Here is a 12080-nt window from a genome sequence, read left to right as displayed (position 1 = left end):
GCAAAAATATTGTTCTATTCTTTTGGCTATTTTCAATGGCTGTTTTCGCAAACTTTGTTGCTATTTACCAAGTGATGCGGTGGGGTTGATTGCAGCGAGAGATGCTCGCTTTCCGCGGGGCGGGCGGTGAGCCTCCTCGGCGTAAACGCCTGCATGAGTCTCACCTGTCCCGCTGCTCCCGCAGGAGTCTCGCAATCCGCTCCAATCAACCTTAAATAGTTTTCGTTTTAAAAGCAGCAATCTCTTAGAAAAGAGCCTTTTCTATTTACTTTTAGACATAAGAATCGATAACGCTTATTAGGCCGTGAATGTTGCGATAAATTAATTTATATACGAAATCGCTTTCAGACATCAATTGAATCAGGTAGTAACTTTTGATCATCACAGAATTGAGAAGGGGATACACCGACAATTCTTTTAAATGTTCTACTGAAATAAAGTTCATCGACATACCCGACATTTTGGCTAACCTCTTTGATACGAACATCAGAAAGGACAAGCAGTTCTTTAGCTCGATCAATTCGTAGATGTGTTAAGTAATCAATCGGACTTAATCCAATATATTTTTTGAATAATCTTGAGTAGTGACTTGTACTTAATCCTGCTATATTTGCTAAGTCAGACAAGGTTATTGGATGATTGTAGTGATCAACCATATATTCGATCGTTCCTTCAATTGCTTTTTTGCTATCTCCGGTAATCGTTTGGGAGCGGAAGTCTTGGATAATGGTTAGTAAAAGTTCTTGAAATAGAACCTTCTGCTGAAAAGAAACCGTTTCCCCTCTTCTTTTCGATAAAGCATTGAGCTGTTCTAATAGTACAACGACTGCTGAGCTATTATTAATTGTATAGACACCATGAAGAGGAAATGAAACATCTCCAGATTGTTTAAAATGCCACGTTTCTTTTTCCTCAAATGCCATTGCATATGAAAAACGTACAAAATAAAATTCAAGAGGATGATTCCTAGAAGTCTTTTTGTCACAAACCATTTCAGTTGTGAAAACAACTAGTTTACCAGGACATAACTTATGTTTTTTACCGTTTAAAATCACTTCACCTTTTCCTTTTGTGACAAACCACAGAGAATGATGCTTAGGCTGTGTCCCTTGTCTACGCCATTCTGGAGGACAAGTTTTGTAGCCAGCTAACAAAAGGGAATAGGTTAATTTATTTAGATTTGCTGTTAGATTGCACATCTTTACACACAAAAGGAGTTCACTCCTAACAGATAGTTTACTTATTAACTATAATCATACGCTTTTAAAAAGAAAATATAACAATATATGCTTGTAAGGGAAATAGGCATTAATAATAGATACCTTGATTTAGTGCTTTTAGAACTAGTTAAAAGTTCATAATCATTTTTAACTTATATACTCACTAGCATCCTTTATTAGCATTTTATAGGACCTTATCCTTATCCTGAAGAAATTGATTATATTTATTATTATTTTTCCGAGTATATAATCATACTTGCAAGAAAATATCAATTGAAGGGATGAAGGTTATTGAGAAAGAGTTGGAGAGGTTTTCGAAAAGGTCTGCTCGTTACGATTATGTTTTTGCTGGCTTTGACACCAGGATTTAGTGTTTTTCAAAATGAAAGGGCTTACGCGGAAGAGATTGTTCAAGAATATGCTTCTATTTATGAAGCAGAAGATGCAGTTATCACCGATGCGATTATTGATTCCCAGCATCCAGGATACACTGGAACAGGTTTTGTTGATTATAAACCAAATGCTCCTGGTGGAACGATTACTTGGACTGCTTCAGATGTTCCGGTGACAGGGGAATACAAACTCGAATTTCGTTATGCAAATGGTGCAGCAGAAAATCGACCAGCAGAGATAAAGGTAAATGACAAAGTTATTGAAGCTGAGCTTGCATTTGATTCGACGGGTGAATGGACAACTTGGAAAACGGTTATTACAAAGGCTACCCTTCAAGCTGGAGAAAATGTGATCGTCGCGACAGGTAAAGGAGCAAGCGGAGGAGCAAATATTGACCATTTGCGCATTCATAATAATGAATCTGATTCAAACACTGATGGACCACAACCAGTGGAGGTAGAAGAAGTATCGATGGAAGAATTGGTTGAGGGAGTCACCTTAAAGAAACTAAAAACAGAGGGAATCGTCTCATCCAATAACGTAAATAAAGATAAAGAGATTTCCAGAGTAGAGTTTTTTGCAAATATCAATAAAGTAATGGGCTATCACTCTCAGGAAATCTATAAAAATATTGATCCTGAGCAAAATGTTTGGGAAGTGCCTAAAGACAAATGGTGGAGTTATGTTGTAGAAACAGCTAAACAAGAAGGATATGTATCTGCAGATCAAGATGGTAACATCCGTCCGAATGAAGGCATTACCCGTAGAGATGCAGCAAAAATCATTGTTGAAGTATTAGACTTACAACCAGGAAAAGGTAAACAGGGTTTCCGAGAGGATGAAGAAGCTGCAGTGGGTACGGTAGTTTCAAATGGTTACATGACTAGTAAACCAAGATTTGGCAAGAATGATCGATTGACATTCGAGGAAGCAGAGATCATTTTCGGGAAAATAGCAACTGCTGTAGACGATCAATCAAAGCAAGTTCATGTCGTAAGTGCCCAAGCCGTTTCATCACATTTAGTGGCTGTGATGGTAAACGGTCGATTTGACGATTTTGATGTGAAGACATTTGCATTAAACGCTGCAACCGGTAGCTTTAAAGGGTTGAATCCGTCTTTACAAAATATGTATCCAACACGAGCTGCGGTAGGAGAAAATAAATTTGGTGATACAGTCGTCATTTATGAATTACAAGAACCATTACAAGAAGGGAAACTAGTTAGAAAAGAAGAAAATAAATTCTCTGGAAATATAGAAGAGCTGAAAAAACAAGCAGACTATTTAGTTTCATGGCAAATGGATCATGGTGGATGGACGAAAAGTATGGAAAATGAGTATAGCCGTCCTTGGAATGGTCAGGAGAAACGGTCTAAACAATTTGGACCAAATGGAGAAGAATTAGGTACCATTGATAATAATGCCACAATTAACCAAATTCGGTTTATTTCTGAAGTTTATCGTGAAACAAAGGACGAAAAGCTGAAGGAAAGTGTGTTAAAGGGAATTGAATTTCTGTTAACCATGCAGTATGACAGTGGTGGGTGGCCACAGGTATACCCAATGCGTGGTGAATCCCCAGAAGACTCAGTGTATTATTCGAATTTTGTTACATTTAATGATAATGCGATGATTAATGTCTTAGAGCTTTTTGATGATTTAAGAAATGAGGCATATCCTTTTGATCAAAGTTTGATAAATGATCAATATGATGAGAAGTTGGATATGGCAGTGAAAAAAGGGATTGATTATATCCTAAAATCACAAATTGAGGTTGATGGAAAGCTAACAGCATGGTGTGCTCAACATGATCCTGTTACATATGAACCACAACATGCACGTGCCTACGAGCATCCATCCATTTCAGGAAGTGAATCTGTTGGGATTGTTAAATTTCTAATGTCACGTCCTAATCAAACGCCAGATATTCAAAGAGCCATTAATGGTGCGCTTCAATGGTTTGATGATGTGAAGTTGGAAGGAATTCGTTACGTAAGCGGAGACCCGAATGGTGTGTATTTTGTTGAGGATCAACAAGCAGTTACTTGGTATAGATTTTATGAGATCGGAACAAATAAACCAATTTTCTCTGGAAGAGATGGTGTGATCAAACATACAATCCAGGAAATTGAGAAGGAACGCCGCGATGGCTACTCATGGGGAGGCAGCTACGCAAAACAGCTGTTAGAAATTGCAAAATCAACTGGATATTTTGAGGATCATGTCTTTGTTGAAGTTTTACAAAATGAAGCAGTGGATAGCTATGGTAGAAAACTAGGTAAAGGAGAATTAAAAAGAGTGGAAGATGCGACTGAAGAATTAAGAGCTATCTCTAGTAAGCTAGTTGTTGCAAAGGATGGTAGTGGAGACTATCAAACAGTTCAAGAAGCAATTGATGCAGTCCCAGCAAATAATACGGAGCCTGTTGAAATTTTTATTCACAATGGTGTGTATAAAGAAGTGGTGAAAATACCTGCTAATAAACCATTCATTACAATAATCGGAGAAAGTGCTGAAAAAACAATTTTAACGTATGATAACTATGCGAAAAAACCGAAATCAGAAGGTGGTACTTACGGAACAAGTGGAAGTGCAAGTGTGTACCTTTATGCTAGTGATTTTGTCGCAAAGAATTTAACAATGGAGAATTCCTTTGATGAAAGCTTAGTAGAAGGGGGATCCCAAGCAGTTGCCGTTTATACGCGCGGTGATAGAATGTCATTCCATAATGTTCGATTTATCGGAAATCAGGACACCCTGTATGTAAACTCAGGAACTCAATATTTTAGTCAGTGTTATATTGAAGGTGATGTAGACTTTATTTTCGGAGGTGGAAGAGCGGTATTTGAGGACTGTGATATCGTTTCAGTCGATAGAGGATCCACGACAAATAATGGATATATTACAGCAGCAAGTACTAATATTAATGAACCATATGGCTACCTCTTTCTAAATAGTCGCTTGAAAAGTGAAGCAGCAGATGGAACTGTATACTTAGGAAGACCATGGCATCCTGGTGGTGATCCAAGTGCAATTGCTAGTGTTGTCTTTAAAAATTCTGAATTAGGAGCTCATATCCATGAGGAAGGATGGACAGATATGTCTGGGTTCAGTGCAAAGGATGCACGATTTTATGAATATCAAAATGAAGGACCAGGAGCTAATCCATCTCGTCCGCAGCTAACGGATGAAGAGGCTAAATTATATACAATTGAAAATGTGTTAAAAGGCTGGGATCCTAAAAAATGATAAGCAATGTGAGGAGTACTGGGATGGACAGTAAGAAAAAAGAATTGGTAGACCGCTTGGATAAATTGGAGGATGTGTATAAAGATTTTTTTCGCTGGTTTGCAGGGCAGTATGATCCAATGTCAGGAGGATTTTACTATGCCAGGAGTTCATTTGCTGATAGGCAGTTTTCTCCAGATATTGAATCAACAGCACAAGCCTTGAATATAATCATTCGAAATAATCTACTTAAGGATATGCCAGAAAAAATGAAACAAGCAATGGTCAGTTTTTTCAAGCGGAAACAAGATCCGACTACAGGTTATTTTTTCGATAATCATTCGGCGATGAAAAAAGATGAAGTGATGGTGCACAGAGCACTTAATTATTGTACGAGTGCACTTCAATATTTAGGAAGTGAGCCACTTTATGCACTTCCTTTGGAGACAAAGGCAGCACCGGATTATATAAAATCGCCCGAAACCTACTTAAAAAAATGGAAAAGCATTGATTTAGGCAATAGTTGGAGAGGTTGTGATTTACTAGCAACCTCATGTGTATACATTGGACAAATGGAAGAGAATGAAAGAATACCATTTTTACAGGAAGCAGTAAGTTTCCTAGAAAGTATTCAAGATCCAGAAACAGGTTTATGGGGAGAAGGTAGCTTATATGTAAGAATATCAGGCACATTTAAGCTTCATACCTTTTATAGTAGTTTTCAAATTCCAATGCCAAAAACGGATCGAATCTATCAAAGTATTTTGCACTGTTTGCGTAATGAAGAGGCTGGGGATATGTGTTATATTCGTAATCCTATTGATCTTCTTTCATATGCAAATCTACAAATTCCACATAATGAATTAAAGGAAATTATCGATATTACGATAGAAAATATGAGGAAATTAAAACGACCAGACGGTGGGTTTTCTCGGGAAATTGAAACATCACCACCAGCTCCAAATGTAGCTCAAATAAAAGCAGGAGAGGTTTATCCAGATATGCCTGAACCTGTAGTACTAAGCAAAGGGCTATATGAGGGTGATATGAATGCTAGCACACAAACAACATTGATTCGTCAGCAACTTTACAAAATGGTGGGAATCCCCATTTTTCCATTAAAAGAATCGGTAGACTTTTATAAGCTGTGTAATAAATAGGATAATACCAACATTATCCGCTCTAACCTAAATATAGTAAGTAAAGCAAGCCATAACCTTAGCCAAAAGCTAAGGTTATGGTCAGTTCTCTTAAAAGTCTTGCTTAGAGAGCCAGCTTTGACATAAGTCAGTCCATTTACCAACAACTGAATCATCCTCAGCAAGTCCTAAGCCATGACGTCCATTTGGGAAGATATGCATCTCATAAGGAACCTTAAACTTACTTAAAGCTTGTGCATAAAGAAGACTATTTTCAACTGGAACCGCCGCATCATCAGCAGTATGCCATAAAAACGTAGGTGGTGTAGAAGTCGAAACATTTTGTTCATTAGACAAGAAAGCACGAAGCTGTTCGGACGAATTTTCTCCTAATAAGTTAGTTAATGATCCTTCATGAAAGTGCTGAGTAAATGAGATAACTGGATAGCAAAGGATCGCTAAATCAGGTTGGCAGCTTTCTTGGTCTATTGTATCACTAGTTTCAGTGTTCTCTTCACTATGATTGGTAGAAACAGTAGCTGCTAGGTGTCCACCTGCTGAAAAGCCTAGTATTCCAATTTTTTGTTTATCAAGATTCCATTCTTCTGCATAGTGACGCACAAAGCGAATTGCACGCTTGGCATCTAGCGCTGGAACAGGATGTCTAAAGGGTGAGACGCGATAGTTTAACACAAAAGCAGATATACCAAGATCATTTAGCCATTTTGCAACAGGTTCTCCTTCATGATTGGCACGATGTTGATAGCCGCCGCCTGGACAAATGATAATTGCACCATGCTTGTCTTCTCGATTAACTAAGTAGGGAGTAATTGTCGGGGAGTATTCCTGTTCCTCTGCCTTTAAAAATGGAGCACCTTCTGGCCATAAAAAATAGGTCATGATAAAACCTCCTAAATACTCAGATTGTTTTTATAATTCTTTCATAATATAAATCTGATTATATATGAAGATTAGGATGCTAGGTATAATCATTATGTTATATCATATTCATTACATCAGTAATTTGAGTTAAAGTCCTTATATCTTCCTAATGATTATAGATGTCACACCAATTTTTAGATATGTTAAACCCATCACATTGGTGAAGAGAAGGGAGACATAAAAATGAAAGAAAATATAAAAGTGAAAACACCTCTTTACTGGGCAGAAAAATTAACTGATACGATAATGAAAAAATACACTCCAGAACAACTACCACCAGCAAGTAGCTGGCACTATCATCAAGGAGTTTTTTTATGTGGAATGATGAATGTCTGGACAAAAACAAAAAATGAAAAATATTACCAGTACTATAAACAATATGTAGATCATTTAGTTGATGAAAATGGGAACTTCTATTTTAGAAGAGACGAATTAGATTCCATTCAAGCTGGTTTACTGTTGTTCTCACTTTATAGAGAAACAGGCAATGAAAAATATAAAATAGCTGCTAATAAACTTAGAAACTTATACCATACATTAAATAAAACAAGTGAAGGAGGCTTCTGGCATAAAGATAAATATCCATATCAAATGTGGTTAGATGGCTTATATATGGGTGGACCATTTGCATTGCAATATGCTAAGGAATTTGATGAATCTGATTTAATTAACATGGTGATTCATCAGGAAGAGCTAATGAGAAAGCATACGAAGGATAAGAAGACAGGATTGTATTTTCATGGCTGGGATGAAAAAGGTGAAATGCCATGGGTAAATCCTGAGACAAATACTGCTCCAGAAATATGGGGAAGAGCATTAGGATGGTATGGTTTAGCTGTTATCGACATGATTGAGCTATTACCAGAGGATCATCCGAAACGATTAGAATGGATTGGGGTAATCCAAGATTTAGTTGCCGGTCTTACAAAATATCAGGATGAACAAACAGGACTATGGTATCAAGTCGTTGATAAGGGTGACCTGGAGGATAATTGGTTTGAGTCATCAGCTTCGAGCTTATTTATTTATACAATTGCGAAAGCTGTTACAAACAAGTATGTAGGTCCTGATTATGCAGAGATTGCCAGCCTGGGATTCAAGGGTCTAGTAGAGAATAAAATTGAAGAAACAAGTGATTCAGTCGTGATCAAAGATATTTGTATTGGAACATCAATTGGAGTTTATGATTATTATGTAAATCGTGAACGCAGTGAAAATGATTTACATGGTGCTGGAGCGTTTATTCTTGCTTGTATGGAGATGGAAAAGTTAAACCATTTTTAAGTCAAGTGACACGATCATACAGAAAATAGAACAAAATTGGAGTGGTTATACATATGAGCAAAATTGGACAATGGGAATATGCTGAGCCTGGTGTGAAGCGTAAGGTTTTTCAACCAGGAGTAGGATTAATGATGATGGAGGTTCGATTTGAGAAAGGAGCAGAAGGCTACGAGCATAGCCATATTCATGAACAAATGAGTTACTGTATAAAAGGGAAAATCTCCTTTCGGATTGCCGGGAAAGAAACAATTATTTCCGAAGGAGAAACCATTTATATTCCGAGCAATGCAAAACATGGTGTCACTGCACTAGAAGAATCGATCCTCCTCGATACCTTTACACCTATTCGTGAAGATCTGCTGAAATAATAACCATATATAAGAAGATATGACTCCGACAATTCGGGGTCTTTTTTTAGACTCTTTTTTAAGAGATTATTGATTTTTAAAAAAACTATTTGGTTGATTGGAACGGATTGCGAGACTCCTGCGGGAGTAGCGGGTCAGGTAAGACTCATGCAGGCGTTTACGCCGAGGAGGCTCACCGCCCGCCCCGCGGAAAGCGAGCAACTCTCGCTGCAATCAACCACACCGCATTACTTGGTAAATAGCAACAAAGTTTGTGAGTCAGCCTTTTTTTATTTCATATCTAAGTTTCTTCTATATTATATACTTTTCCTAACTTCGAAAAAGCTATTTATATGCCTCATAAAATCCATTTCAAAAAAATAATATCCTGACATTCGCCTGACACATTCCAAGCTTATTCTAGTAAATGTAAACAACATAAGTTACTAACAAACAAATAAATCTACTAAAAAAAGAAGGAGGCTAAGTTAGTAGAAGGTTTAATAAGTTTTAAATCTACCAAACATATTTTTATAAATAGGAAGGAAGAAAATAATGAAAAAATGGATAATAAGCGTCGTAGTGGCTGTATTAGTAATTGGTGGCGGGGCAACAGCATATGGAATTTTCAATAGTAAAAAAGAAGAAGCAAGTACACCTGTGATAGAAACACAAACTGCAGTCGCTGAAGTAGGAAATGTTGAGGTGACAGTTAGTGGTACTGGAAGTATTTCAACAATAAATGAAGAAATCATCACAGCAGAAGAAAATAACGCTGTTGTTGAAGAGGTATTAGTTGAAGTTGGTGATACAGTTGAAGAGGGTGATGACTTAATCACGTTTGAAGATGATGATCTAGATCCAATTGAAGCTCCATTCTCTGGAGAAATCACGACGTTAAATGTAGAAGCAGAAGATACGCTTTCGATGGGAACAGAAATGATAGAGGTTACTGATTATAGCAATCTACAAATGGTTGTAAACGTGGATGAACTAGATATTGCTAAGGTAAAAGTGGGACAAACTGCACAAATTGATGTTAGTGCACTTACGGACTCAGAGTTCACTGGGACAGTTACAAGCGTGTCGAAAGAAGCAAATGAATCAGAAAGCAGCAGTGTTGCACAATATGCCGTAAATGTAAAAATCAATAAACCGACTGGTATTAAAGTTGGAATGACAGCAGAGGCAGTGATTACAACAGAAAGTAAGGCAAATGTCTTAACAATTCCAATTGAAGCTGTTCAAACACAAGATGATCAATATTATGTACGTGTACAGTCATCTGAAGTAGCAAGTACAACAGAACAAACAAATGAACAAGCACAATCAAGTTCTGGCTCTAGTACGAGTGAAGAAGCAAGTACTGAATCACAAGCAACTCAAAAAACCGTTGAGGTTGGTCTGCAAAATGAAGAAGTAGCTGAAATTATTAGTGGTTTAAGTGAAGGAGAAGAAGTTGTCCTGCCAACACTTCAATCAAGTGATGATTCTGAAAGTGGAATGCAAGATATGATGAGAGGCTTCCCAAGTGGTGATATGCCTCAAGGTGGCATGGGACAAGGCGGCGGTAATAGAGGAGGCACTAGTCAATGATTGAAGAACAACGAATAGTCGAAATCCGAAATGTAAACAAGTATTATTCACTTGGTGGTGAAACGGTAAAAGCGTTAGATGATGTTACTTTTTCCGTCAATAAAGGAGATTTCATCGCGATTATCGGTCCATCAGGTTCTGGTAAATCGACACTCATGAACATGATAGGCTGCCTCGATGTTCCTGACTCAGGCGAATACCACCTAGATGGGAAAAATGTTTTTTCACTAAAGCAAAAGCAATTAGCAGATGTACGTAATCAGAAAATCGGCTTTATCTTTCAATCGTTTAATCTCTTACCTAAGCAATCCGCCTATGAAAATGTAGAACTGCCTCTTATTTATCGAGGTTTAAATAGTAATAGTAGAAAAGAAATTGCTATGAGTGCATTAGAAAAGGTTGGTTTGGCTGATCGTGCTGGACATCGGCCAACTGAATTATCTGGAGGACAGCAGCAGCGTGTGGCGATTGCCCGCGCTCTTGCTGGAAATCCCCCGATCTTGCTTGCTGATGAACCCACAGGAGCTTTAGATAGTAAAACAGGAATAGAAGTTATGAATCTAATAAAAGATTTAAACAACCAAGGGCACACGATCATATTAATTACACATGATTTAGAAATTGCCAAACAAGCAAAACGTGTCATTCGTATTCAAGATGGAAAAATTTCTGAGCGAAGGGAGGCGCTGGTCCATTGAAATTTGATCAAGCTATAAAAATTGCATTTAAAAATATCGTGACGAATAAACTAAGAGCTTTTTTAACAATGCTAGGAATTATCATTGGGGTTTCAGCTGTTATCGCTCTTGTATCACTAGGGCAGGGAGCCTCGCAATCTGTATCAGAAGATGTTTCATCATTGGGTACAACAATGGTATCTGTCAATATTCAAGGAAATTCAACAAGTGAAGAAGTCGTGGATTATGACGAAGTAATGGCGTTTGAGGATTATTCTGAGGTAGAGGCTGTGTCACCAACTGTTTCTGGAACCGGTACAGTTAAAAATGGCACAACAAGTATGGATAGTGTCTCAATTAGCGGTGTAACACCAACCTATGAAAATGTCCAAGATACTACGGTTAACTCAGGGCGATTTATTTTAGATATCGACCAAGAAAATCGTAACAAAATTGCCTTGTTGGGTTCAAATGTGGCAACAGAATTATTTGGGTTTACGAGTCCTGTTGGAAATGATGTCAAAATAGATGGTACAACGTATAAAGTAGTTGGAGTTCTTGCGGAACAAGGTGAAGAATTACAAGGCTCTGTCGATGACATGGTGCTAATTCCCTTTTCAACAGCACAACGTTTTTTAGGTCAAACAGTTATTAACTCAGTTGATGTAAAGATGACTTCTGAAGATACTGTCGAAATTGGTATGGCAAAAATCGAACGTTTTCTATACAACCAATTTAGTGGGGATGAAACAAGTTATAATGTTCGTAATCAATCAGATGTAGCAGATGCCTTAACATCTGTAACAGATACAATGACACTATTACTCGCGGGGATTGCTAGTATTTCACTTATTGTCGGTGGAATTGGAATTATGAATATTATGTTAGTATCTGTAACTGAAAGAACGAGAGAAATCGGAATTCGTAAAGCAATTGGTGCGAAAAAGAAAGATATACTAACGCAATTTTTAATTGAGGCAACAGTATTAAGTAGTCTCGGTGGATTATTAGGTGTCCTAATCGGCATTAGTAGTGCAGAAGTGCTTTCTCAAGTATTAGACATGGCCGTATCAATCTCTTGGCTAGCTGTTGGAGTTGCCGTGAGCTTCTCAATTATCATTGGAGTTGCTTTTGGGATTTTCCCAGCAAACAAAGCAGCAAGCTTAAGTCCATTAGCGGCTTTAAGACATTAATAGCTTCCTTTGATTGGAGTTTGACATGCTAGGTTGTCAAACTCCTTTTTTCTATATAGGT

The 12080-nt window shown here is 37.5% G+C and carries 9 protein-coding genes; 7 read left to right on the top strand and 2 right to left on the bottom strand.

Features of this window, described 5'->3' with window-relative positions; all coding sequences use genetic code 11:
- Positions 1-344: 344 nt before the first annotated feature.
- A complete protein-coding gene (locus I7822_RS03025) occupies positions 345-1211 on the bottom strand; it encodes an AraC family transcriptional regulator (protein WP_243459238.1) in 867 nt (288 codons plus the stop codon).
- A gap of 300 nt (positions 1212-1511) precedes the next feature.
- Here I7822_RS03025 and pelA point away from each other — a divergent pair, with 300 nt between their 5' ends.
- Positions 1512-4862, top strand: coding sequence for a pectate lyase (gene pelA, locus I7822_RS03020; RefSeq protein ID WP_207975308.1), 3351 nt, complete (start codon positions 1512-1514; stop codon positions 4860-4862).
- A gap of 23 nt (positions 4863-4885) precedes the next feature.
- Positions 4886-6001, top strand: a complete 1116-nt coding sequence (locus tag I7822_RS03015; protein WP_207975307.1) for a prenyltransferase/squalene oxidase repeat-containing protein — start codon at positions 4886-4888, stop codon at positions 5999-6001.
- Positions 6002-6091: 90 nt separating this feature from the next.
- Here I7822_RS03015 and I7822_RS03010 read toward each other — a convergent pair whose 3' ends face one another.
- The gene (locus I7822_RS03010; RefSeq protein ID WP_207975306.1) at positions 6092-6880 is read right to left on the bottom strand and encodes an alpha/beta hydrolase; all 789 of its coding nucleotides are present in this window, start codon (positions 6878-6880) and stop codon (positions 6092-6094) included.
- Positions 6881-7105: 225 nt separating this feature from the next.
- Here I7822_RS03010 and I7822_RS03005 point away from each other — a divergent pair, with 225 nt between their 5' ends.
- The 5 genes from I7822_RS03005 (at position 7106) to I7822_RS02985 (ending at position 12019) form a co-directional block, all read left to right on the top strand.
- Complete coding sequence (locus tag I7822_RS03005; protein ID WP_207975305.1) at positions 7106-8206, top strand: glycoside hydrolase family 88/105 protein; 1101 nt, start codon at positions 7106-7108, stop codon at positions 8204-8206.
- A gap of 53 nt (positions 8207-8259) precedes the next feature.
- Positions 8260-8574, top strand: coding sequence for a cupin domain-containing protein (locus tag I7822_RS03000; RefSeq protein ID WP_207975304.1), 315 nt, complete (start codon positions 8260-8262; stop codon positions 8572-8574).
- A 534-nt stretch (positions 8575-9108) separates the two neighbouring features.
- Positions 9109-10149 (top strand): efflux RND transporter periplasmic adaptor subunit, encoded by a 1041-nt coding sequence (locus tag I7822_RS02995; RefSeq protein ID WP_207975303.1) that lies wholly within the window; start codon positions 9109-9111, stop codon positions 10147-10149.
- On the top strand, positions 10146-10847 hold the full coding sequence (locus I7822_RS02990; RefSeq protein WP_243459237.1) for an ABC transporter ATP-binding protein: 702 nt from the start codon (positions 10146-10148) through the stop codon (positions 10845-10847). The genes I7822_RS02995 and I7822_RS02990 overlap by 4 nt, the downstream gene beginning before the upstream one ends.
- Positions 10844-12019: an ABC transporter permease gene (locus tag I7822_RS02985; protein ID WP_243459236.1), complete on the top strand. Its 1176-nt coding sequence runs from the start codon at positions 10844-10846 to the stop codon at positions 12017-12019. The genes I7822_RS02990 and I7822_RS02985 overlap by 4 nt, the downstream gene beginning before the upstream one ends.
- Positions 12020-12080: the final 61 nt, after the last annotated feature.

The organism is Metabacillus bambusae (genome assembly GCF_017497975.1).
In the GTDB taxonomy this organism is placed as follows: domain Bacteria; phylum Bacillota; class Bacilli; order Bacillales; family Bacillaceae; genus Metabacillus; species Metabacillus bambusae.
Note: the sequence above shows the minus strand (reverse complement) of the source record. Positions and strands in the feature narration are given on the sequence as shown.

Coding starts and splice junctions, on each gene's coding strand:
- I7822_RS02990 (WP_243459237.1), top strand. CDS start 10,146: ATGATTGAAGAACAACGAATAGTCGAAATCCGAAATGTAAACAAGTAT.
- I7822_RS03000 (WP_207975304.1), top strand. CDS start 8,260: ATGAGCAAAATTGGACAATGGGAATATGCTGAGCCTGGTGTGAAGCGT.
- I7822_RS02995 (WP_207975303.1), top strand. CDS start 9,109: ATGAAAAAATGGATAATAAGCGTCGTAGTGGCTGTATTAGTAATTGGT.
- I7822_RS03010 (WP_207975306.1), bottom strand. CDS start 6,880: ATGACCTATTTTTTATGGCCAGAAGGTGCTCCATTTTTAAAGGCAGAG.
- I7822_RS03005 (WP_207975305.1), top strand. CDS start 7,106: ATGAAAGAAAATATAAAAGTGAAAACACCTCTTTACTGGGCAGAAAAA.
- I7822_RS03015 (WP_207975307.1), top strand. CDS start 4,886: ATGGACAGTAAGAAAAAAGAATTGGTAGACCGCTTGGATAAATTGGAG.